Below are 21126 nucleotides of genomic sequence, written 5' to 3'. Positions count from 1 at the left end.
TAGGCCGACGGGCTCGACCTCTTGACATTGGGCGATACCCGTCCCAGACTCTATTTGCGGGAACGTTCCCGCAAATCATCCCCAGCCCTTGAAAATCTCCGTATCCGGCCAATGATGTCCCGGAAGAATGGAAGCCCAATGTCCACACCCGCCCTCATTTCGGACCGCCGAAGTGAAGTCCGCAGGACGATCTTCGTGATCGATCTCCTCCTTCTGCTCGCTCCGCCCGTGCACTGGCTGTTCAGCAACGGGCAGTCCTCCATCTGGTACTTCCTGGTGGCCAATGCGCTGGTGACCCTGTCCCTCTTCGCACTGTGGAAGGCCAGCGGCAACGAAGGAGAGGAAACGAAATGAACATGGTGATCGGCTACGGGGCCATCCTCCTCTTCACCGTGCTCGTGGTGTTCGTCATGAGCCGTGGCCGGCGCGGAGACTCCTCGATGAGCGACTATGCCACCGGCGGGCGCTCCTTCAACTCCTGGTTCGGAACGATGTCCTTCCTCAACACATGGCTCGCCGGCACGGTGTTCATCGCCTTCGCCGGCCTGAGCGCCAGCGCGGGCGTCCTGGGTATGTACTCGCTGTCCTATTCGCTGCTCAGCGTGGTGTTGATGTTCTTCCTCGGCACACCAGTGAACAAATGGGGTCGCATCCATGACCTCCGTACGCAGGCGGACCTCCTGGGGCTGCGGTATAACTCCCGTTCCGTGCGTGTCATCGCGGCGGTCATCGGCGTCCTGGCCTCCGTGCCCTGGGTGGTCCTCGGCATGCAATCGCTGGGCCTTGTCTTCTCCACGCTTTCTTTCGGCCAAGTCTCTCCCTACGTGGCCGTGATGATCGGCGTCCTCTTCATTGTCGCCCGCCAGATCTGGACCGTCAGGCTCGGCACCCGCGGAATCATCATCAGCGACATGGTCCAGGGCCTCTTCGCCTACGGCATCGGATTCCTGGTGATTCTGGGCATGCTGGCCTGGCTCTTCGCCAATGGACATGGCTTCGGAGCGATCGCACCCCAATTGCTTCAGTTGCCAGGCCCGGACAGCCCGGCCGGACCGCTCTATCTGTTCTCCCTGATCTTCACCGGAATGATGGGTGCCTGGTGCTGGCCGGACTTGTTCGTCCGCATGTTCAGCGTCCGGACCCCGCGCACGGTCCAGAAGTCCGCTTTGCAGGCCGCGCCCCTCCTGTTCATCTTCTCCGCAGCGCTCACCACCATGTCCCTGCTCGCCTCGAGTGTCCCGGGGGTATCCGATGCCCCGGACACTGTCTGGTTCATCATGGCCGGAATCGGCGGCGTGGGCCTTGTGTCGGTGGCGGGGATATGCGTTGTCGCAGCCACCATGGGAAACGTGGGTGCCAACCTCCAGGCGCTCGGCACCCAGATCGCCAACGACGTGGTGGGGGCAAGGAGTGAGGAACGCATTGAATCCTCCAAAGGCGCCAAGATCGCGGTCGCCGCGGTCACGGTTGTCTCCGCAGCTATAGCGCTCGCAACAGCGAACCAAGTCTCCGGGCTGGTGGTCATCGCCTTCGTGTCCTACCAGGCCATCTGCCAGCTCGCGCCCGCCCTCCTCTTGGGCATCTTCTGGCGACGCGGAACCGCCGCCGCAGCCAACGCCGCCATGGTCTCCGGCATCGTGGTGGCCGCTGTGCTCGAACTCATGTACCCCAGCCCGTTGTCCATTCCCTGGCTGGGCGGACTGACCTCCGGTGTCGCCGGGCTGATCGTCAACCTCGCCGTCTACCTTGCGGTTTCCCTGGCCAAGCCTGCGCCACAGGCCGAACAGGAACGCGTCGATTCACTCTTCGCGGGCCTGTTGCGCGAACCCGTCACCGCCAGCCGCTAGGGCGCTGCACACCAACAACAGGAAATACCAAGGAGAACGCCATGACAGCAGCCGAAACGATCATCCTCGCTGGCCGCATCCACACGCTCGACCCCCAAACGGAAGGCGCAACAGCGATCGCCATCAAGGAAGGTCGCTTCCTCGCCATCGGCAGCAGCAGGGAGATCGAAGCTTACCGGGGCCCGGGAACCGCCTCACTGGACTACGGGGATGCCACCATCGTCCCCGGCCTGAACGACAGCCACACCCACGTGGTCTACGGCCTCGAGTTCGCCCGCGGCGTGCAGTTGACGGACCTCGGGCCGCTTGGCGACGTCAAGAGGATCATTGGTGACGCCGCCCGCGCGGCAGGTGCAGGCCAATGGGTCATCGCTTGGGGCCTGGACCCCAACCTTTTCACCGAGACCGGGTTCAACGGCAAGGTGTTCGACGACGTCACCGGCGACGTGCCGATATTCCTGCGCATGCGCGATGGCCACTCGGCCATCGTCAACTCCGCTGCGCTCGCGGCGGCCGGCGTCACTGGTGCGGTGGAGTTTGCCGACGAGTCATGGATCGGCGTCGACGACGACGGCAAACCGACTGGCTACATTGTGGAATTCAGCGCCCTGGACCTCGTGACCAAGGCCATTCCACAGGAGAGCTTCGAACGCCGGGCGGAACGGCTCGGGACGCTTCTGCGCGAGATGGCCGACGTCGGGATCGCTTCAACCCATGTCATGGACTTCGTCGAAGGTTCGGCCGAACTGGCCGCCCACCTTGAATCGCAGGGGGAGCTGCCGGTGCGCCTGCGATTCTCACCCATGGTCAACGCCGGTGTGTCTCGGACTGAACTGGATGAGATTGCCGCATTGCAGGGCACTGGCGGCCGGCGCTGGAGGGTGGAAGGGGTCAAGTTCTTTATCGACGGAACCATCGACAACGGCTCAGCCTGGCTGGAGCAGCCCGACAGCTACGGTGAGAACAACGAATCGGTGTGGACCGATCCGGAGGACTTCCAGAAGGCCCTGAGGTTCTTCGTGGAGCGCGGAATTCCCACCGCCACGCACGCTATCGGGGACCAAGGGGTTCGCTACGTCCTCGATGCCCTCGCCGCCGCCGGCGAGGATCGGCACCGTGCGGCGCACCGGATAGAGCACATCGAGACCATCCCGGACGACGTCGTCGAACGCTTCGCCGAACTCGGCGTGGCAGCGAGCATGCAGCCCGTCCACGGCACCCACCACACGCGGGCCGACCGCAGCGATAACTGGTCGGTGCGGCTTGGCGAAGAACGGGCATCCCGAGGCTGGCGTTGCCGCGATCTCCGGGAAGCCGGAGTGACGGTGGCCCTGGGGTCCGACTGGCCGATCACCCCCTACGATCCCCGAGCCATGATGGCCGATTCCATCCTGCGCAGGCCGGTTGAACACCCGGAAACGAAGCCCGTGCAGCCCGAACAGGCCCTCACCCCGCTCATGGCCCTGGAAGGATATACGACCCACGCGGCGGCAGCGGCAGGGCTGGGAACCGATTCAGGTTCGATTTCCGTCGGCAAACGCGCCGACCTCACCGTCTTCGAGCGCGACCCCCTTGCCCTGGCACCGGAGGATTTGGCGCGAACACGCGTGATCACGACGCTCCTGGACGGTATTCCGACGCGCTAGCCTCCGGCGCCGCGGGGACTTCGGGTCCCCGCGGCCCGGTTAGGCGCGCTGGACGGATCGCCCACCCAGGTAGTGTTCCAGCCGCTCGAACTCCGGCTGGGAAAGCTCGCTCGCGACGGCGGCGGCACCCACCGCGCAGGCTGCCGCGAGGCTGCTTTCCTCATCCAGGCCTGAGGTCAGTGCCAGCACCAGTGCCGCGCAGAATGCGTCGCCGGCGCCCACGCTGTTCACGACGTTCGTCTTCGTCGCGGGCGCATGGGCGGTCTTGATCCCTTGCGAGTACATGGACGCCCCGGCTGCACCGTAGGTCACGGCCACCCGTTTGGCGTTCCTGAGCTCCGGGATCAACTGATACTCGGACTCGTTGACGATCACCAGGTCACACCGATCCAGAAGCTCGGCCGGAAGTGCCTGTGCCGGGGCCGCGTTGAGGGCGAAGAACCCGGTGGTGCGGCGCGCGGCTTCCAGCACGGTTTCGACGGCGATCTCCAGCTGCGCAAGCACCGGACCGCCGTCGGAGAGTTTGGCGCGATCCAGCGAGACCAGCGTGTTGGCGCCAGGCGCGACGGCGATCTGGTTTTCGCCGTCGCTGTCGATCACGATCAACGCTGTACCCGTCGGCGAGGAGACTTGCTCCACTGCCGAAGTATCAACCCCTGCCTGGTTCAAGGCCTCCGTGAGAAGCCGACCATCCGGGTCCTGGCCCACGGCGCCCACCATGCGGGCCGCACCTGCGAGCCTCGCGGCTGCCGCGGCTTGGTTGCCGCCTTTTCCGCCGGGCTGACGGGTAAGGGTGCCTCCACCGATGGTTTCACCAGGGGAGGGCAGACGGTGGACGCGGCACGTGAGATCGACGTTGAGGCTGCCAACAACGGTGAGCGTGGTTGGGATGGGCATGAGTTTTCCTTCTGGTGGTGCTGGATGGCGGTAGGGGTTTCCGGTCTAGTGCCAGAAGCCCACATGGACTTCGGTTGCTTCAGGAAGGGGGACCGGACCTGTAACCGTGACCTTGTTCCCGCCGCGGGCAAAGACTTCGCGGCAGGGGAGGTCAAGGGTGGGCACACCGGACTGTTCGGTGACGATCGAGGCAAGATCCTTCTCGGACAAGGCATAGACCACGCGTCCGATTCCTGCCCAGTAGATCGCGCCCGTGCACATGGCACACGGTTCGGTGCTCGTGTACAAGGTGCTGCCGGCCAATGCCCCGGCATCGAGCTTCCTGGCGCCTAGGCGGACAAGATTGGTCTCAGCATGCCCGGTGGGATCGTGTTCCGTGTTGACGGTGTTCATGGCTTCCACAATGGTTCCGTCCGGGGCCACCAGGACCGCGCCGAACGGATGGTCGCCGCGGTCCCGGGCTGCCCGCGCGAGGGACACGGCACGGCGCAGCAGCGCAAGGTCGGCCTGGCTGGCGTCAGCAAGGGAAGAAGCAGCGTTTTCGGAAGTGTTCATCAAAAGCCTTTCAGCCGGCCGTCGGCAGGGACAGGATTCTTTCCAAAAGGTGCGCAGCGGCGTCGCCCTTGACGGACAACACAACCCGGGACGCACGCTCAGGCAGTTCCCGCCCGCCGTCGGCTCCGCCGTCGAGCCGCTCACAGTGGGTCTTGCCACGACCCGCACCTGTGCTCGTGTCCACCGTGATTTCGACGTGCGGGGCGTCGTCGAGCTCAAGGGCGCCGATGGCGATGGCCGCTGCGAGAGGATCGTGGAGGGCAGCGCACTGCTCGCCGAAAATCGAGTTGTAGAAGGCGAAGTACTGGACCAGCATGCCGGACAATGCGCTGGCCACTGGATGTCCGGCCGTCGCAAGCGCCGCGCGATGGGTCTCATCGAAGCGGTGGTTCATGGTGACGTCCAAGGGAACCAAGGTGACCGGCCAATCGGCCTCCATCACCACCGCCGCTGCGTCGGCGTCGTTGAAGATGTTGGCCTCGGCGACGGGGCTGATGTTACCCGGCACAAACGCGGCTCCGCCCATGATCGTGACATCGCGGACGAGCGCAGGGAGCTTCGGGTCCAATTCCAGCGCGAGGGCCAGATTGGTGAGCGGACCGACGGCGATGACGCGCAATTCACCCGGGTACTCGTTGGCGAGCCGCACTAGCATTTCCGCGGCAGTCTCTGATTCGGACGCCAGTCCGGAGTCGTCCAAGGTGACCCCGCCGATGCCGTTATGGCCGTGAACGTGGGGCGCACCGCCGTCGAACGTTCCCATGAGGGGATCGTGGGCACCCACGGCGACGGGGATCCCGGCCCGACCTGCAGCATGGAGCAGGTTCAGGGTGTTGGTGGCGCCAACCGCGGCGCTCACGTTTCCGCTGACGGTTCCGATCCCCGCCAGCTCCACCTCGGGACTCGCCAACAGATAGGCGATCGCCAAGGAATCGTCGATGCCGGTATCGCAATCGAGGTAGAACGGCTGCGGTGTGGTGGTGGTCATGGTGCTCCTTCGTAGATTTGGCGACTTGGGTTCGGGCTTAAGCATGGGCGACGACGACGGCGGGAACCGCGGCGGCGCTCGCAGGGACGGGGCGCAGGATCAGGGAGGCGGCAAAGGCTGCGAGGGCAAAGCCCGCGGAGATCCACAGGGCGGTTTGGTAGCCGGCGATGGTTCCGGCGGCGACGGACGGCGCGACGACGGCGATTCCGACGCTGGCTCCGATCCCGAAACAAGCCCCGTTCAGGCCGGGCACGGAGCCCGGTGCCGATTTGGGCGAGTTGAGGACGGCGATGCCGCTGACGGTGCTCTGGAACTGCCCGAGGTACAGGACTCCCATGACGATCAGCAGGGCAAAAACCATCCAACGGTCCGCGGCGAAGATGGCGACCGCGACCGCCGCCACGACGATCAGACCACTGCTGATCCTCAGCGCCTTGAACCAGCCGATGCGCTGTGCGAACCAGCCGGAGAACACGGCGGTGAGTACACCCACGAAGGCTGTGGGCGTCAGGTACAGGAGGGCGGACATTGAGGCTGACAGCCCGTACCCGGCTTTTGCGTCCTGGCTGAGGAGGATCACGGTGAAGTTCAGCGCCGAGAAGATTCCGGCAAGCGTCAGCACAGTACTTGCCAAAACAGGCCATACCTGGCGGGACCGCAATTGTTCGATGGCGATCAGCGGACGCGCCACCCGCTTTTCCACGGCCACGAACGCCAGCCCGGCAATCAGTGCGCCGGCGAGGTAGCCGAGTGTCCAGACATCGCCCCATCCGGACGTGGAAGCCTGTCCGATCAGGTTGCTCAGGAGAACCAGGAAAGTGCCCAAGGTGCCTGCACCCCACCAGTCCATGCGCCCTTCACTCTTGCGCGCCGAGCTTTTCGGGACCACGACGGCGACCAGTACCAGTGCGACCACGCCCACGCCGAGGACCAAGACGAAGAGGAACTGCCAGCCGACGGTGTCGGTGATGAAACCGCCCAGGAAGCCGTCGAGTCCACCGATCCCGCCGTTGACCGCCGAGATGACGCCGACGGAAATCCCGAAGAGGCGTTTGCTGAAGCGCTCGGACAGGAGCAGGAAGGAAATGGTAAACGTTGCGCTGGTTGCGCTTTGCAGAACCCTGCCCACGAGAAGGACGGTCAGGTTCGGCGCCCACAGGCATAAGACCGTACCGCACAGCATGAGGGTGAGGACGATCAGCAGCGTGCGCCTGCGTCCCAGGAAGTCGCTCCATCGAGAAAACGCCATGCCCAGGACCGCTCCGGTCAGGAAGAACAGCGACTGGACTTTGGCAACGTTTTCCGTGGATTCCTGGAAATGGGCGGCCATGGCAGGCAGGGCCGCGGAGAACAAGCTGGCGTTGAGCTGGTAGCTGAGGATCGAAATGATGAGCGTGGCGATGAGGACAGGGACTCGGGCTACTTTTCGCCGGACAGGGAGCCCTGCGGTGTTGGTGGCTTGGGTTGTCATGGACAAACTTCCTTGTTTGAAACAAAACGGCTTCGGGGGCGGCTCGATGCAGGTGTGGCGCAGAGCACAAGATGGCTTATATGTGAATCATACATGCTTGTTATACAAGCTTGGAATACCCATCGCGTAAACTCTCACTATCGACGAAGGGAGCCATCTTGGACCGCAGTGCTGAAGCCGTTCTTTCGGAACCTTTGGATGCCTCGGCCAACATCCCGTTGCGCGTTGCGGTGTATTCGCGAATCATGAGCGCGATCCGCGCGGGGCTCTTCCCCGTGTCGTCGCTGTTGCCTTCGGAAACGGATCTTGGTTCTGCAATGAAGGTCAGCCGGACCGTGGTCCGGGAGGCCCTCATGCTTCTGGAAGAAGACGGCTATGTGCGCTCCCGCCGAGGCATTGGCCGTTTTGTGGCCACTAGGCTGCCGCGTGTTGGCCTCGAGCGGATCAGGCCCTTGGAACAGATCTTGGCCGAGGCCGGTTCCGGGGTCCAGGTCTGCCGCACGCAGCATGTGCTGCACCCGTCGTCGTCGGTGTTCACCGCAGAACCGCTCGGCATCCGCGAAGACGAGCCCTCCTGGTTCTTCGAGAGCGTCCTCAAGCGCGACGGCTCACCCATCGCCCTGGTCCAGGAGCATGTGGCAAGGACAGGTGCACTCATTGACAATGACCCTCAAGCGGCACGGGCCATCGCGGACGACATCGGGCAAGAAGCGACGCTGCTCGCCAACCTGATCTCAGCCGCTGGCCCTGTCTTTGGTCCCGGCGAGACGGACATCGCTGCCGGCACTCCAGGCGTGGCGCGCGGCGAGCTGCTTGAGCTTGATGCCAAGGACCCTGTGCTGATTTTGACCCAGACCGTGGAATATTCCGGCCAGGTTGTGTACCTGGCGAAGACGCTGGTCAACACAGGGGTGGTTCAGATAGGAATCATCCAAGGAGCCTGAGTGCACGGCTGCCCATTATCGTGTGGCAGCCCAAGTGACTGGCAGTAGGTGCCGTTTTGAGGGCCTATAACGACACCTACTGCTGGGCCCACGCCGCCCGGGTTCCCTGGCCGTGGGGCCACACCGGCGAGGGTCCCTGCCTGAGCTTGCGAAGGCTGGGAGCCGGTGGGGACTTGCGAGGCGAGGGTGGCGGTGGGGATTAGTTGGCGGTGGGGACTAGTTGGCCGGGCGCACGGCCCGTCCCGCGGCCGCAATCACCAGCTTCTCCGGGAGTAGCTTGACGGCCACCCGGGCAACAAAGGAGTTGAGCCGGCCGTCCACGACGCTCGGCTTGTTGGCGCGGATCGCGGACAGGGCAGTGTCCACCACTTGCCCGGGAGTCCGCATGGATCCAGCGGCTGCGGCCTCTCCGGCGATTTCGAAGAAGGGCGTGTCCGTAGCGCCCGGGCATACCGCAAGGACTTTCACGCCGGTGCCTTGTGTCTCGGCCCACAGAGCCTGCGTGAACGAGAGCACGAAGGCCTTTGTAGCGCCGTAGACGGCCATGTGGGGTATCGGCTGGAATGCGGCCGTACTCGCGATATTGATGACGGCGCCCGTGCCGCGCTCGACCATGCCGGGCAGGTATCGGGTGGTTGTTCCAACCAAGGTGGAGCAGTTCAGCTGGATCTGTTCGCTGAAGCGATCGGCGTCGGCATCGAGAACTTGTCCATGTGTTCCAAAGCCTGCGTTGTTGACCAGGATGTCCACTGTGAGTCCCAGGGCTTCGGTGGCGAGCTGGAGTTCCTTCGCGGAGTCCGGCAGGCTCAGGTCCATGGCCAGGACAGTCACTTCGGTGCCGTCTTCGCGGAGTTCACGAGCAAGCTCGTCAAGTTTGTCCTGGCTGCGGGCAACCAGTATCAGGCGTGCGCCCTCGGCGGCCAGTCTTCGGGCAAAGACTGAACCGATGCCTGTGGATGCTCCCGTGATAAGGGCTGTTTTGGTTGGAATATTCATGTCTTCTCCTAATAAACTGACTGTGCGGTTTGTTTTTTGGGTAAAAATTGGGGGCTCTGTTGGGGTGGGTGCCGTGCTAGCCCGAAATGAACTGCCGTTCGAGGAGCTGCAGGAGAAGCTCGGCACGTCGTTCGAAGGCGTCGAGATCCCGGGGATCGAGGGCGTCGGTGACTGACTTCAGGCCATCGAACGCTGCTACAACGACCGTCGCGGCATCACTTGGATCTCCTGAAAACGTCAAGACGCCACTTGCGCGGCCTCGTTGAAGGATGCCCGCCACGAGGTCCACCCACGCGGCGAGGGGGGAGGTGCTGCCGGGGTGCCCCTTTACCGAGGCGAGTTGATTGGCAAGGTGCACCACGCCCCACGCGGAAGAGTCGCTCAGGACCGTTCTGACCATGAACTTCCCGAGATTGCGCAATTCCTCAGGCGGATTGTCCTTGCTGAGAACTTCCTCTTGGACGCGGCGTAGCCAACGTGCCTTTTGCTCGTCTATGACCGCCTGGGCCAACAGCGCTTTCGAAGAGAAATGAAAGTAGATGGCTCCCTTGGTGAGCCCGACTTCGCGGATGATGTCGTCCATCCGGGTCTGCTCGAAACCCTTATGCGCAAAGACATCCGCGGCAACCCGTAGGATCTCACTGCGTGTGGCCGCGCCTTTGGGCGTGCTGCCGGTGTCGCCAATCTCCATAAATACAAAACTACAAACCGACTGGTAGGTATGTCAATTTTTCGCCGCAGTTCGCTCCTCGATAACTCCGCGGGCCCTCTTGCCGATAAGATTTGTTCGTTTAATGGTGAGCGAAACAGCAGCTATGGCTGGTCTGGGAGATTCTCGGAGGAATGGGGGACCGGATGAGCGACGTGGCGCTCTTTGAAGCTTCCGTCAAGCGGGAGCTCGTTCATAAGCGCTCCGTTTCCGAGGTCTTCTTGACTGACTTTGTTCAATCAAGTTCCCGACGGTTCGTTGCGGGAGCGCAATGGCCGCGATGGCACGTTTTCTACGGATCGCAGGACGGTTCGCCGGATTCCGCGCTCATGGCTGAGACATTGAGGCAGGCGGTCATCTTCCTGTCCCATTTGTGCGGAGTTCCCTTGACGCATAAATTCCTCATGCCGCACATGGGTATCTCCGTGGAAGCCGCGACCCTGGATCCTTTGGTGCCCGCGCAAGTTGCCGTCGAACTTGACGTCAAGGACATGAAACTCAGCGCCGGGCAATTGTCGGCTCTTACAGTGTCTGCGCGGTTTCTTCTTGACGGCGCTCCCATAGGGGAGGGGACGGCAGGCGCCCGCATTGTGAATCCGGCAACGTATGAGCGATTTCGCGGAGAAGTCCTCACAGGGCCGCCCGCAATAGGCGAGGACTTGCTGGCGTGCGCCGACGTCGGGCATGCCACCCAGCGGAACGTCATGCTCGGCCAAAGCCGACGGCCGTTCGTCTGGCCGCTGCGAGTTGATCCAACCCACCCCATCTTCTTTGACCATCCCCTCGACCACGTCCCGGGAATGCTTCTCGTGGAGGCTGCACGGCAGGCTGTGCGTGCAGCCTGTTCCCGGCCGGATGCCGATTTTGCCCTGTTTGAGGCGGAGTTCGTGAAGTTGGTCGAGTTCAGCTTTCCCGTGGATGTTGCTGTGACCCCGGTCGAGGCAAATAATGCCCGCGGTCCCGTGAGGGTTCGGATACTGCACAACGAGGAGACCCTGATGTCCTTGGTGGCCCGGGTCAAAGTCCAGCGATAGTTCAGGGATTCCCTAGATCCTGCGGGGGAGTCGGTGCGATGGCCGGCATCATGAAACGCCACATGTCGTCAATCCGCTTGAGAACGTCGCGTCGTTCGGTCAGCACGTTGGAAACCATTTGCACGCCCGTGAAGGACGCAACCAGGTACCGGGCGAAATCCGCGGCATCAATATCGGGCCGCACGTCACCTTCCTGCTGAGCCTGGCGGGTCAGTATCTCCATGGTTGTGACCCAGTCATGGTAGGGGCCTTTGACATCTCCGTTGAATGCCGAGGCCTCAAAGGTCAGCCGGATACCGGCCCGCACAATTGGCTCATCAAGCAGTTGCTGCCCGAATGTTCTGCACATGGCGATCATTGTTTCCAGCGCAGGCAACCCGGCCTCGGCAATCTTATCTCCGGCAACACGCACAATGTTGTGTTGTTCGGCGATGACAGCCAGCGCCAAGTCTTCCTTCGACTTGAAATGGAAGTACAGCGCGCCTTTGGTGACGGAGGCGCGCTCCGTGACGTCGCTGAGGCTCGCATTACCGTAACCGACCTCTTCAAAGATCGACGCTGCTCCCTCAATCACCGCTGTTCGGGTGGCTTTGGCACGTTGTTGCATGATTAGCCTGGAGACCTCTCCGGTTTCTGCATCCGGGATACTTGAGTACATGAATCCGAGTGACCCCGGGGACCGGTGAGAGCGATGCCAACGTCCGTTGACCATGCGCCCCGGATTCTGGTCCTGGGTTCATCCGGCTTCATTGGAAGTCGGGTCGCAGCCTCGCTTGCCGGAACTGGAGGGGCGCACGTTGTGGCCCTCTCGCGGAAACCCGGCACCGGGCTACGAAACCATAACGCTACCATTGCGACCGCCGATATTTCGGTACCTGGGAGCCTGATCCCATTCCTGTCCGGCGCGGATGTTGTAGTCCACGCCGCATCATATGTGGGCTCCGACCCTCGTCTTGCCCATGAGGTCAACGAGCTTGGTACTGGCAACGTCATTGAGCAGTGCCGGCAAGCCGGGGTTGACCGGCTGATCTACGTCAGTACCTGCAGCGTTTACGGTACCGGCCCCCACCGCGGCCTCCTTGAATCCGAAGCCGGCTATCACCCGGCCTCGGTGGCCAGCGCCAGCCGCGCCATCGCAGAGCAAATGGTCCTCGGCTACGACGGCGAAGTTGTCCGTCCAAACCTCGTGTTCGGTGCGGGAGATCGGTGGTTCGTTCCGGGCCTGCTCAAAGTCGTGAAAGTGGCCGGCGGGTGGCCCGGTGATGGTTCGGCGCTGCTCTCGCTTATCAGTGTGGAGGCGCTGGGAAGATTGGTTTCCGGGCTTGCGCTGGCACCTCGACAACCCGGACAGGCCTTCCATGCTGCGTATCCGGAACCCGTTCCGGTGTCCCTCCTCTTGCGAAGCATCGCCCGGGCAATCGGTATGGAGTACCCGAGGCTTCTGGGGGATGACGAACGTACCGGCGCGGCATTGCGGGCTGCGGGATTCACCGGCCACCAGATTGACCTGGTTACGACGGATCACTGGTACTCCTCTGAACATCTTTGGCGCAGCGCGGGGCAAAAGCCCGAGACTTTCCGCAGCGCTCTTGCTGAATTTTCTGCTTCCTGCCAAGTCTCCCCGGTACCCGGCATCTCGTAAACCGGTTGAACGGTTTGTTTAATGGCGGTCCTCACTCTACACTTCAAGGCAGTGGCTCGTTGTGTTGTGTGGCAACCAGCCGAAGGGCAGAAATGGGGGAGGTGCGGCCGAGTCATCGACCGCACCTTATCTGTCCGAAGCTGACTGCGTTCGATTTCCTATCTCACATCGTTGTGGTTTAGTATTGACGAGTTGCTCCGGCGGGGATGGAAGTTCCCGGCAAGCAAAGTTTGGGGCTGTGGCGCAGCTGGTAGCGCACCTGCATGGCATGCAGGGGGTCAGGGGTTCGAGTCCCCTCAGCTCCACCACATTCGACGTATTCGAACCATCGAGTATGTCCGCAGCAGTCACGGAAGGGAATCACCCGAGGGGTGATTCCCTTTTTGCGTCCGGCCCGCCGGGTGCGAGTGTGCTGCTGCGGGTGTCCCCGGTCAAGGACTCGGGACACCGGCAGGCGTTGTTGCGAGGGAGGGCTGGCTGCTACCCGGGCTTGACCCCATATTCGGCTGCGCTGACAAACTCGATGGCCGAGAACGTCTCGTCGCCTACCACCCAGGCGTTGTGTCCTGGCGGGATGGTGTAGGAATCTCCTTTGGAAATGCTGATCTTCTTTCCGTCCTCTGTCTCGACTTCAAGGGAGCCAGCAACGCAGTACCCCACGTGGTTGAGCTGGCAGGAATCGGTTTGTACTACTGGCTTGATGCAATCCGCCCAGGTCCAGCCCGGCTCGAAGCTGAGGCGGCCGATGGTGTAGTCACCGACAGTGACGACTTCCACTACGGTTTTGTCCGGGCGGCGGGTTTCATCGGGGGAATTGTGCGACTTCACTTCAAGCTGCGTGACGAGGTTGACAGTCATGGTCTGCTCACAAGGGGAGTGGGAGCCTGATCTTCCAGGTCCGCAACGTGGCTCGCCCTTCGCAGCGGACCCTGGTGTCTGAGCTGCGTGCGGCGCGTGCCGTGCCTTTCGGCAGCGGTCAGACGGTCGATTACTTGCAATCTCTACCATCCTCTGCAGCCCCCGTGTTGTCGAGGGTTCCCGTGGGGGATAGATTGGTGCACCGTGACCTTGACCGAGCTGGATGCACACCTTGAGACACTGTTCGGCACCCTGCGCCGGTTCCCCGACGTGGAAGCCGAGAACCTGCAGGCGCACGACGCCACCGACCGGCTCCTTCTCGAGACCGCGGCAGGGTACGTGCGTAGTCCGGAGACCCGCGTCGCGGTGATCGGCGACCGCTACGGAGCCTTGACCCTGGGCGCTTTGGCGGCTCTCGGCGTCGGGCACATCCGGGTGACTCAGGACCTCTACGTGAGCAGGCTTGCACTCCAACGGAACGCCGAGGCGTCAGGGTTGTCCGGCCGCTTCGACCAGTTCGAGTTGGGTGCCGGGTTGCTCGACGGCGCCGAACTGGTGATCATGCAGCTGCCCAAGGCCCTCGCGGAACTGGAAGAAACGGTCGACGCCGTTGCGCGCTTTGCAGCGCCGGGAGCCGTCCTGCTGGCCGGAGGACGCGTCAAGCACATGACCTTGGGCATGAACGCCATCCTTGAACGCAGCTTCGAATCCTTGCAGCCGCAGCTTGCGCAGCGGAAGTCACGTGTCCTGCTTGCCACCGGTCCCACGCGGCCGGACACTTCGGAGCCCTTCCCGGTCTCGGAGCAAAACACCGAACTGGGGATCACCATCTGTGCCCACGGAGCTGCCTTCTCGGGGACGAAGCTGGACATCGGCACCCGCTTCCTTTTGGGCTTCCTGGACAAGATTCCCGATGCCCGCCACGCGGTGGACCTCGGCTGCGGGACGGGAATCCTCGCCACGATGTACGCACGGAACCGGCCCAATGCCCGCGTTACTGCAACGGACCAATCAGCCGCCGCCGTCGCATCCGCGCGGGCCACTGCGGCAGCGAATGGGTTGGGAGACCGAATCGCGGTAGTTCAGGACGACGCCATGTCCGCCTTCGAACCAGGCAGTGCAGATCTCATCTTGCTCAACCCGCCGTTTCACCTTGGTGCCAGCGTCCATGCCGGTGCGGCCACGAAGATGTTTGAGGCCGCAGCACGGGTCCTGGATTCCGGCGGTGAACTCTGGACTGTCTACAACAGCCACTTGCAGTACCGCGCGGCGCTGGAAAGGCTGATCGGTCCCACCACCGAAATCGGCCGGAACCCGAAATTCACTGTGACGCGAAGTATCAAGCGTTAACCCGTCAGGGCAGTTCCGTCAGCAACTGCTCCACCGCGAAGTGTCCGATCCCCGACATCTGCGGGTTGTCATCCGAAAAACTGAGCATGGCCGTCGCGAACAAGACCGCCCAGCCGCGGGCTCGGCTCCACGTAGCGGCGTGAACGGCGGGCCCGAAGGCCGCCATGAAACGGTGCCGCGCATCGGCGTCGAACATCAACCAGGCGACGGCGAGATCCACCGCGGGGTCTCCGGCACCGAGGTCGCCGAAGTCGAGGACAGCCGCGAGCCGCCCGTCTGGGCGCAGGAGGACGTTCGCAGGGTGAAGGTCTCCGTGCAGCCACAGCCTGGGCCCGTCCCACGGCGGTACCGAGCAGGCTCCGGACCAGAGCTCCCGCAAGCGCGGGGCTTCCAGATAGCGGCCGGACGCGTTGAGCCGGTCCAGTACCGCGCCTGACCTTGTTTCCAAGGGCACCCCGCGGAAGGGGTTGACTGGCGCGTCAGGCGGTGCGGGCACATGTATCGCCGTGAGGAACGCGGCCATGTCCTCGGCCGCCGCATTCCGCGTTGCCTGGGGCACAAGCGCCGCGGAGATCCCAGGCAACCAAGGGGTCACGCTCCAGTGCCACGGATAGTCGGCGGATGGGCGTCCCGAATGGACAGGGCTGGGGAGGGGAACGGGGGAACGCCGGGCATACGTCTGGACGTACTGCTGTTCATGGAGTACCAACTGCGCTGCCGCTTCGCGTCGGGGCAAGCGAACGGCCCAATCCTCGCCAAGGCGGTAGATGACGTTGTCCCAACCGTTGGCCACCAGCTTCAAGGGAAGGTCCGAGAAAGCGGGCAGCTGCTCCTTGAGCAAGCTCCTCACCAGTCCCGCTGTGACATCCAGCTCGGCCTGCGGCATCAATGCCATATTCCAGGCCTCCCATCAGCAATATCGGCGTCCGTTACGCCTGAGTAGCGTGTGGGCATACCGGGACAAGCACACGTGCCGTACGATGCAAATGCAACAGCATTATTCGAATGATTTTAGGGGAATCCGTGACTGAGATCCGCCAGCCGACTCCGAGGCGCGGAACCAATCTGCCCCGCATGGGGGACTTCAACCTGACCGTCATTCTCGACGCCATCAGGCGATCGTCGGGTGGCCTCAGCCGCGTGGAACTAGCCCAGATCGTCGGCCTTTCACCGCAGACAATCTCGAATATCTCGCGCCGCCTGCTGGATCAACGGCTCATTGTCGAGGCAGGCAAGGAAGGCAGCGGTCCGGGCAAGCCTCGCACCATCTTGAGACTCAACCCCGCCGGAATGTATGCGTTGGGCGTCCACCTCGATCCTGCAGTCATTACGTCCGTCGTCCTGGACCTGGTGGGCGACGTTGTGAAGCATTCCCGGATTCCCACTCCTGCCGGCGGCAATCCGCAGCGCGTCATCGCCGCCATCGCGGAGGAAATCAAGGCGCTGATCGAAGACTCCGGTGTTGATCCGGGAAAGATCGCGGGACTTGGTGTCGCGGCGCCGGGACCCATAGACCTGGATGAAGGTACCGTGGTGGACCCGCCCCTGATGGTGGGTTGGGACCGGGTGCACTTGAGGGACGTCCTCGCCGAAGCCACCGGGCTGGAGACCCTGGTGGACAAGGACGTGACAAGTGCGGCCGTCGCCGAAACCTGGGCGGGCGGACCGAGCGGCACGGGCAGCTTCATCTTCATGTACATGGGTACCGGCATCGGCTGCGGCATCGTGCTCAATGACGAAGTGGTCCGCGGAACGTCCGGCAACGCCGGTGAAATCGGCCACATCATCGTCGACCCGGACGGCCCTCCTTGCGATTGCGGTCTGCGTGGGTGCGTCAAGTCCTCCTGCATCCCGCAGGTCCTCGTTGCCGAGGCCGAAGAGCAAGGTGTCCTGAACGGTGGCCGCAAGGGTACGGAGGGGCCGGAAGTCCAGGAAGGCTTTGCCAGGCTCTGCGATGCCGCCGACTCAGGCGACGAGCGCGCCATCGCGATCATCGACAAGTCCGCGGTGCTGGTTGCCCGGGCGGTCGCGGTAGTGACCAACACCCTCGACGTCGAACGCGTCGTCTTTGGAGGTCCCTTCTGGGGCCGCATGTCCGAGCGATATCTGGATCGCATTCCCGCCCTGCTCGCCGCCAACAGCGCCGCGAACAGCATCCACGGCATTGAAGTTGTCGGGACCGGCGTGGGCGAAGACGTCGGCGCCATCGGGGCGGCCTGCCTGGTACTGGAACACACCCTCGCGCCGCGCGCCCAACGGCTCCTGTTGGAAGGCTGAGGCCTTTTCACGTCGCCCTGCGTCGCAGGGCAGCGTCGATTAATATCGGCAACAGGCTGGGCCAGCTGAAGTGTGGGGGCTGCAGCCGCTTGAAAGATCGGAGCGTCATGCGTCGCCCAGCCCGGATCGGAGCAGCACTGCTCGGCGTAGTGGGCCTTTTGGCCTCGGCCGCCTGTTCCACCCAACCGCAGGCCAATGAAAAACAGACGATCAAGATCGTCTATCAAAAGACGGACTCTTTCACCGCCCTGGACAAAGTCTTCAAGGACGCCAAACAGGAATTCGAGGCCGCCAACGCAGGTGTCACCGTGGACCTGCAGCCTATCCAAGCCAACGACGACGACTACGGCACCAAGCTCGCGCTGGCCCAGCGGTCTCCGGACACAGCGCCGGACGTCTTCTACGAGGACACCTTCAAGGTCCGGTCGGACGTCGATGCCGGATACCTGCTGAAACTCGACGGAAAGCTGGCCACCTGGGACGACTGGTCCACCTTCAACGAGGGCGCCAAGGCCGCCGGACGCGGTGACGACGGCGGTATTTACGCCGTTCCGCTTGGCACCGACACCAGGGCGATCTGGTACAACAAGACGGTCCTTCAGAAGGCCGGCATCCCCTTGCCGTGGCAGCCGAAAACCTGGGATGACATCCTGACTGCGGCCCGCAAGATGAAGGCTGCGGATCCGAGCGTGGTGCCTTTCAACATGTACGCCGGGAAAGCCACCGGTGAAGGAACAGTCATGCAGGGCTTCTACGAGCTGCTCTATGGAACAGGAAGCTCCCTGTATTCGGAAAACGATAAGAAGTGGGTGCTGGGATCCAAAGGATTCACCGACTCACTCCAGTTCCTGAAGACCCTCTACGACGAGAAGCTCGCCGTAACGCCGGCGGAAGCGCTCGATTCGAACGTGTGGAAGAAAGTCTTTGGCGAGTGGCTGCCGCAGGGAAAAATGGGCGCCACCGTGGAAGGCTCGTACACGCCGTCGTTCTGGCAGAAAGGCGGTTCCTACGAGTGGGCCGGCTACGCGCAGGACATGGCCGTAGCCAAGTTCCCCACCCAGTTCGGACAGGACCCGGGTGGCGTGAGCATGTCCGGCGGATGGACGCTCGCCGTTGGTGCGAAGACCAAGAGTCCGGACCTGGCATTCAAGTTCTTGACCACTGCCGTGAACAAGAAGAACGCCCTGGCCTTCGACGTCAATAATTCGCAGATCGCTGTCCGCACCGATGTAGCTTCGGATCCCGGCTACCAAGCGGCCAACCCGTTTGTGAAGGACGTTTCCGATCTTGTGGCTGTGACACACTATCGCCCGGCGACCGCAGACTACCCGAAGATTTCCCTGGCAGTCCAGCAGGCCACCGAGGCCGTCATCACCGGCAAACAGAGCCCGGCGGAGGCGGCAGCCGAATACGACGCTTCGGTCAAGAAGCTGGTCGGCGACGCCAAGGTCATGCAGAAATGACGCATGCCGGTCCCTGAGTCCCCACCTCGCGGTTCCCTGCGTCGCAGGTTCCGCTTGCTGCCGGTAGTGCCGTCAATCCTGCTGCTGGCAATCTTCATGCTGGCGCCCGTGGCGTGGTCCTTTTATGCCTCCTTCACCAACGCCGCGTTGTCCGGCAAGGCCGCCCTGAACCCTCAGTGGGTCGGCCTGGACAACTACGCACGGATGCTGACGGATTCCGTCTTCCCGCTCTCCGCCTGGCTGACGGTGGTCTTCGTGGCCGTGTCTGCGATCCTCGGACAGAACGCCCTTGGCCTGGTCATCGCCTTGCTGATGACCAAATCCGGGGGAGCCACGGCGTCGCTAGTGGGCACCGCGGTGGTCGCCTCATGGGTGCTGCCGGAGATCGTGGCTGCCTTCGCGGCGTATGCGTACTTCAGCCAGGACGGCACGCTCAACCAGCTTCTGGGAATCCTCGGTGTTCACGGCGCCAACTGGCTGTATGCCTTCCCCATGGCAGCGATCATCCTGGCCAATGTCTGGCGGGGTACCGCGTTTTCCATGCTGGTCTACAGGGCGGCGCTCTTCCAGGTCCCGCGCGACATTTCCGAAGCCGCCCTCATGGACGGCGCCCGGGGGTGGCAGCGGCTCGCCTTCATCACCCTGCCGATCATTCGTGGGAGCATTGCCACCAATCTCATGCTGGTCACCCTCCAGACGCTCGCGGTCTTCACCCTCATTTGGGTGATGACAGCAGGTGGCCCTTCCAACGAGAGCACCACCTTGCCGGTACTCGCGTACCAGGAAGCCTTCAAGCTCGGAGATATCGGTTATGGCACCGCGATCGCTTCGGTGTTGATCCTGATCGGCTTGGTTTTCGGAATGGTGTACGTCAGGCTCCTCCGCAGGGCGAACCCGTGACCTCCCTGCGCCGCGAGCCGCGGTTTACCGAAAGGCGCCCGACGGCGGTGGCCCAGGGACGGCCACGTGTCCGGTTGGCTGCGAATGCAGCTTTGGCCGTGATTGGCGTCTGCTTTGTGCTGCCCCTTGCGTGGCTGCTACTTGCCTCCCTTGATCCGCACGCCGGCTACCAGACGCGATGGCCGCAATCGCCGTCGTTCGCCAACTTTGCCGCTGTGCTGACTCCTGAGCTGTTGTTCCTGCCGCTCGTGAACAGCTTCCTGCTGTCCGCCGGAACGGCCGTCGTGAACCTGGCGGCCGCCGTGCTCGCGGCCTATCCGCTGTCCCGCTACCAGTCGCGATTCAACAAGCCGTTCCTGTATACGGTTCTCCTCGGCACGTCGCTCCCGGTCACGGCAATCATGGTGCCGGTCTACGGCCTGTTCGTGCAGTTGCAATTGCTGGACTCCATGCCGGCGACTATCTTCTTCATGGCAACCACCACCTTGCCCATGGCCATCTGGATGACCAAGAACTTCATGGACTCCGTCCCGCTGGAATTGGAGGAAGCTGCCTGGACGGACGGTGCCTCGGGACTGGCCACTCTGCGGAGGATCGTCCTGCCCCTGATGCGGCAAGGGCTGGGCGTGGTGTTCATCTTCGTCTTCATCCAGGCCTGGGGGAACTTCTTCGTCCCGTTCATCCTGTTGCTGTCTACCGCCAAGCAGCCGGCCGCGGTGTCCGTCTTCAGCTTCTTCGGCCAGCATGGAGCCATCGCCTACGGGGAGCTCGCCGCGTTCTCCATCCTGTATTCGGTCCCGGTGCTCGTCCTTTACACCGTGGTGGCCAGGGGCTCAGGCAGCGAGTTTGCACTCTCCGGCGCGATGAAGGGCTGAACAGCCCACAGCCCACAGCCCACAGCAAAGGCCCAGGCCAGGCGCTGGACCGCATAGTCCGCGTCGGAGCGTCCTAGTCGATGTCCTCCACGATGGTGCCGTACGGAATGGAATCATCAAGGTGGGCCTGGTGGCCCGTGAGCCCCGGGTTATAGAGGACGCGGACACCGTGGAGCTTGTCCGCGGCGGATTGCATCAAGATGGGGCGGATGGTCTGGATGAACCGCTCATCCTTGCCATCGAGGTACTCCTGATAACTGGCTGGAAGCTGAATCATGGCAAAAGAATAGTCCTGCCGGACCGTCATGGGGAGGGTTCCCGATCGCGGGGTTCTCCGTGGCGTACTCCTTGCCGGTTAAGCCTCGCTGAAAAGCCAAACGAACAATCTTCAGAAATCAGCCGAAACGCAGCGTAAAACTGCGTCTTAATTCGGTGGACGATTTGTGGCGCCCGGCGCCCCGATCTAGAGTCGTAGTCAAGTTACCGCGGTAACGTGTCAGCGATCCTCCGTCGGATCTGCCTCTCGAAGGCAGGCAGGAGGGTGTGGGTGCCCCCATGTGGGCCTGACATTTGCACACGGACAACTTCATTCCAGGCGTAACAGTCGCGGCTGCGCCCTGCTGGAGTTCGTTGCGTGTATCCCCAAACTCAATTCACCGATTCTGCAGTCCAAG

21 protein-coding genes and 1 tRNA gene are annotated in these 21126 nt (G+C 63.0%); 12 read left to right on the top strand and 10 right to left on the bottom strand.

Features of this window, described 5'->3' with window-relative positions; translation table 11 throughout:
- The first annotated feature begins 138 nt into the window (after positions 1-138).
- From ACX5I4_RS12580 to ACX5I4_RS12570, 3 genes are read left to right on the top strand one after another with little or no spacing between them, the layout of a single operon-like run.
- Positions 139-354 carry a hypothetical protein gene (locus ACX5I4_RS12580; protein ID WP_461836958.1) on the top strand — a complete coding sequence of 72 codons (216 nt, stop codon included), beginning with the start codon at positions 139-141 and terminating at the stop codon, positions 352-354.
- Positions 351-1847 (top strand): sodium:solute symporter family protein, encoded by a 1497-nt coding sequence (locus ACX5I4_RS12575; RefSeq protein WP_461836957.1) that lies wholly within the window; start codon positions 351-353, stop codon positions 1845-1847. The genes ACX5I4_RS12580 and ACX5I4_RS12575 overlap by 4 nt, the downstream gene beginning before the upstream one ends.
- Before the next feature lie 41 nt (positions 1848-1888).
- Positions 1889-3493 carry an amidohydrolase gene (locus ACX5I4_RS12570; RefSeq protein WP_461836956.1) on the top strand — a complete coding sequence of 535 codons (1605 nt, stop codon included), beginning with the start codon at positions 1889-1891 and terminating at the stop codon, positions 3491-3493.
- 39 nt (positions 3494-3532) lie between these two features.
- On the opposite strand, the gene ACX5I4_RS12565 is transcribed toward ACX5I4_RS12570, so the two are convergent.
- The 4 genes from ACX5I4_RS12565 to ACX5I4_RS12550 are packed head-to-tail and all read right to left on the bottom strand — an operon-like array spanning position 3533 to position 7404.
- Complete coding sequence (locus ACX5I4_RS12565) at positions 3533-4390, bottom strand: ribokinase (RefSeq protein WP_461836955.1); 858 nt, start codon at positions 4388-4390, stop codon at positions 3533-3535.
- Positions 4391-4435: 45 nt separating this feature from the next.
- Positions 4436-4945, bottom strand: coding sequence for a nucleoside deaminase (locus ACX5I4_RS12560; RefSeq protein WP_461836954.1), 510 nt, complete (start codon positions 4943-4945; stop codon positions 4436-4438).
- Positions 4946-4955: 10 nt separating this feature from the next.
- Positions 4956-5933, bottom strand: coding sequence for a nucleoside hydrolase (locus ACX5I4_RS12555; protein WP_461836953.1), 978 nt, complete (start codon positions 5931-5933; stop codon positions 4956-4958).
- Positions 5934-5970: 37 nt separating this feature from the next.
- The gene (locus tag ACX5I4_RS12550) at positions 5971-7404 is read right to left on the bottom strand and encodes an MFS transporter (RefSeq protein ID WP_461836952.1); all 1434 of its coding nucleotides are present in this window, start codon (positions 7402-7404) and stop codon (positions 5971-5973) included.
- A 158-nt stretch (positions 7405-7562) separates the two neighbouring features.
- Here ACX5I4_RS12550 and ACX5I4_RS12545 point away from each other — a divergent pair, with 158 nt between their 5' ends.
- A complete protein-coding gene (locus ACX5I4_RS12545) occupies positions 7563-8348 on the top strand; it encodes a GntR family transcriptional regulator (RefSeq protein ID WP_461836951.1) in 786 nt (261 codons plus the stop codon).
- A gap of 216 nt (positions 8349-8564) precedes the next feature.
- Here the strand turns inward: ACX5I4_RS12545 and ACX5I4_RS12540 are convergent, their stop codons facing one another.
- Together ACX5I4_RS12540 and ACX5I4_RS12535 are read right to left on the bottom strand one after the other, a co-directional pair.
- Positions 8565-9344 carry an SDR family NAD(P)-dependent oxidoreductase gene (locus ACX5I4_RS12540; RefSeq protein WP_461836950.1) on the bottom strand — a complete coding sequence of 260 codons (780 nt, stop codon included), beginning with the start codon at positions 9342-9344 and terminating at the stop codon, positions 8565-8567.
- 76 nt (positions 9345-9420) lie between these two features.
- Complete coding sequence (locus tag ACX5I4_RS12535; RefSeq protein WP_461836949.1) at positions 9421-10035, bottom strand: TetR family transcriptional regulator; 615 nt, start codon at positions 10033-10035, stop codon at positions 9421-9423.
- Positions 10036-10187: 152 nt separating this feature from the next.
- On the opposite strand from ACX5I4_RS12535, the gene ACX5I4_RS12530 reads away from it, so the two are divergent.
- Positions 10188-11087 (top strand): ScbA/BarX family gamma-butyrolactone biosynthesis protein, encoded by a 900-nt coding sequence (locus tag ACX5I4_RS12530; protein WP_461836948.1) that lies wholly within the window; start codon positions 10188-10190, stop codon positions 11085-11087.
- A gap of 1 nt (position 11088) precedes the next feature.
- Here the strand turns inward: ACX5I4_RS12530 and ACX5I4_RS12525 are convergent, their stop codons facing one another.
- A complete protein-coding gene (locus ACX5I4_RS12525; RefSeq protein WP_461836947.1) occupies positions 11089-11694 on the bottom strand; it encodes a ScbR family autoregulator-binding transcription factor in 606 nt (201 codons plus the stop codon).
- Between the two features lie 84 nt (positions 11695-11778).
- Here ACX5I4_RS12525 and ACX5I4_RS12520 point away from each other — a divergent pair, with 84 nt between their 5' ends.
- On the top strand, positions 11779-12729 hold the full coding sequence (locus ACX5I4_RS12520; RefSeq protein ID WP_461836946.1) for an NAD-dependent epimerase/dehydratase family protein: 951 nt from the start codon (positions 11779-11781) through the stop codon (positions 12727-12729).
- A 232-nt stretch (positions 12730-12961) separates the two neighbouring features.
- A tRNA-Ala gene (locus ACX5I4_RS12515) sits at positions 12962-13037 on the top strand.
- A gap of 172 nt (positions 13038-13209) precedes the next feature.
- On the opposite strand, the gene ACX5I4_RS12510 is transcribed toward ACX5I4_RS12515, so the two are convergent.
- Positions 13210-13587: a cupin domain-containing protein gene (locus tag ACX5I4_RS12510; RefSeq protein WP_461836945.1), complete on the bottom strand. Its 378-nt coding sequence runs from the start codon at positions 13585-13587 to the stop codon at positions 13210-13212.
- Between the two features lie 210 nt (positions 13588-13797).
- Here ACX5I4_RS12510 and ACX5I4_RS12505 point away from each other — a divergent pair, with 210 nt between their 5' ends.
- Positions 13798-14937, top strand: a complete 1140-nt coding sequence (locus tag ACX5I4_RS12505; protein WP_461838715.1) for a class I SAM-dependent methyltransferase — start codon at positions 13798-13800, stop codon at positions 14935-14937.
- 4 nt (positions 14938-14941) lie between these two features.
- On the opposite strand, the gene ACX5I4_RS12500 is transcribed toward ACX5I4_RS12505, so the two are convergent.
- Positions 14942-15832 (bottom strand): aminoglycoside phosphotransferase family protein, encoded by an 891-nt coding sequence (locus ACX5I4_RS12500; RefSeq protein WP_461836944.1) that lies wholly within the window; start codon positions 15830-15832, stop codon positions 14942-14944.
- Between the two features lie 128 nt (positions 15833-15960).
- Between ACX5I4_RS12500 and ACX5I4_RS12495 the strand changes: the two genes are divergently transcribed.
- The 4 genes from ACX5I4_RS12495 (at position 15961) to ACX5I4_RS12480 (ending at position 20452) form a co-directional block, all read left to right on the top strand.
- Complete coding sequence (locus ACX5I4_RS12495) at positions 15961-17214, top strand: ROK family protein (protein ID WP_461836943.1); 1254 nt, start codon at positions 15961-15963, stop codon at positions 17212-17214.
- A gap of 107 nt (positions 17215-17321) precedes the next feature.
- A complete protein-coding gene (locus ACX5I4_RS12490) occupies positions 17322-18677 on the top strand; it encodes an extracellular solute-binding protein (protein ID WP_461836942.1) in 1356 nt (451 codons plus the stop codon).
- A gap of 3 nt (positions 18678-18680) precedes the next feature.
- Positions 18681-19577: a carbohydrate ABC transporter permease gene (locus ACX5I4_RS12485; RefSeq protein ID WP_461836941.1), complete on the top strand. Its 897-nt coding sequence runs from the start codon at positions 18681-18683 to the stop codon at positions 19575-19577.
- A gap of 5 nt (positions 19578-19582) precedes the next feature.
- Positions 19583-20452: a carbohydrate ABC transporter permease gene (locus ACX5I4_RS12480; protein ID WP_461838714.1), complete on the top strand. Its 870-nt coding sequence runs from the start codon at positions 19583-19585 to the stop codon at positions 20450-20452.
- A 73-nt stretch (positions 20453-20525) separates the two neighbouring features.
- On the opposite strand, the gene ACX5I4_RS12475 is transcribed toward ACX5I4_RS12480, so the two are convergent.
- Positions 20526-20729 carry a hypothetical protein gene (locus tag ACX5I4_RS12475; protein WP_265981384.1) on the bottom strand — a complete coding sequence of 68 codons (204 nt, stop codon included), beginning with the start codon at positions 20727-20729 and terminating at the stop codon, positions 20526-20528.
- Positions 20730-21126 lie beyond the last annotated feature (397 nt).

This window comes from Arthrobacter sp. MMS24-S77, from assembly GCF_054888235.1.
Note: the sequence above shows the minus strand (reverse complement) of the source record. Positions and strands in the feature narration are given on the sequence as shown.

Coding starts and splice junctions, on each gene's coding strand:
- ACX5I4_RS12580 (WP_461836958.1), top strand. CDS start 139: ATGTCCACACCCGCCCTCATTTCGGACCGCCGAAGTGAAGTCCGCAGG.
- ACX5I4_RS12575 (WP_461836957.1), top strand. CDS start 351: ATGAACATGGTGATCGGCTACGGGGCCATCCTCCTCTTCACCGTGCTC.
- ACX5I4_RS12535 (WP_461836949.1), bottom strand. CDS start 10,035: ATGGAGATTGGCGACACCGGCAGCACGCCCAAAGGCGCGGCCACACGC.
- ACX5I4_RS12550 (WP_461836952.1), bottom strand. CDS start 7,404: ATGACAACCCAAGCCACCAACACCGCAGGGCTCCCTGTCCGGCGAAAA.
- ACX5I4_RS12475 (WP_265981384.1), bottom strand. CDS start 20,729: ATGATTCAGCTTCCAGCCAGTTATCAGGAGTACCTCGATGGCAAGGAT.
- ACX5I4_RS12510 (WP_461836945.1), bottom strand. CDS start 13,587: ATGACTGTCAACCTCGTCACGCAGCTTGAAGTGAAGTCGCACAATTCC.
- ACX5I4_RS12490 (WP_461836942.1), top strand. CDS start 17,322: ATGCGTCGCCCAGCCCGGATCGGAGCAGCACTGCTCGGCGTAGTGGGC.
- ACX5I4_RS12570 (WP_461836956.1), top strand. CDS start 1,889: ATGACAGCAGCCGAAACGATCATCCTCGCTGGCCGCATCCACACGCTC.
- ACX5I4_RS12565 (WP_461836955.1), bottom strand. CDS start 4,390: ATGCCCATCCCAACCACGCTCACCGTTGTTGGCAGCCTCAACGTCGAT.
- ACX5I4_RS12560 (WP_461836954.1), bottom strand. CDS start 4,945: ATGAACACTTCCGAAAACGCTGCTTCTTCCCTTGCTGACGCCAGCCAG.
- ACX5I4_RS12500 (WP_461836944.1), bottom strand. CDS start 15,832: ATGGCATTGATGCCGCAGGCCGAGCTGGATGTCACAGCGGGACTGGTG.
- ACX5I4_RS12540 (WP_461836950.1), bottom strand. CDS start 9,344: ATGAATATTCCAACCAAAACAGCCCTTATCACGGGAGCATCCACAGGC.
- ACX5I4_RS12530 (WP_461836948.1), top strand. CDS start 10,188: ATGGGGGACCGGATGAGCGACGTGGCGCTCTTTGAAGCTTCCGTCAAG.
- ACX5I4_RS12555 (WP_461836953.1), bottom strand. CDS start 5,933: ATGACCACCACCACACCGCAGCCGTTCTACCTCGATTGCGATACCGGC.
- ACX5I4_RS12485 (WP_461836941.1), top strand. CDS start 18,681: ATGCCGGTCCCTGAGTCCCCACCTCGCGGTTCCCTGCGTCGCAGGTTC.
- ACX5I4_RS12520 (WP_461836946.1), top strand. CDS start 11,779: ATGCCAACGTCCGTTGACCATGCGCCCCGGATTCTGGTCCTGGGTTCA.
- ACX5I4_RS12525 (WP_461836947.1), bottom strand. CDS start 11,694: ATGCAACAACGTGCCAAAGCCACCCGAACAGCGGTGATTGAGGGAGCA.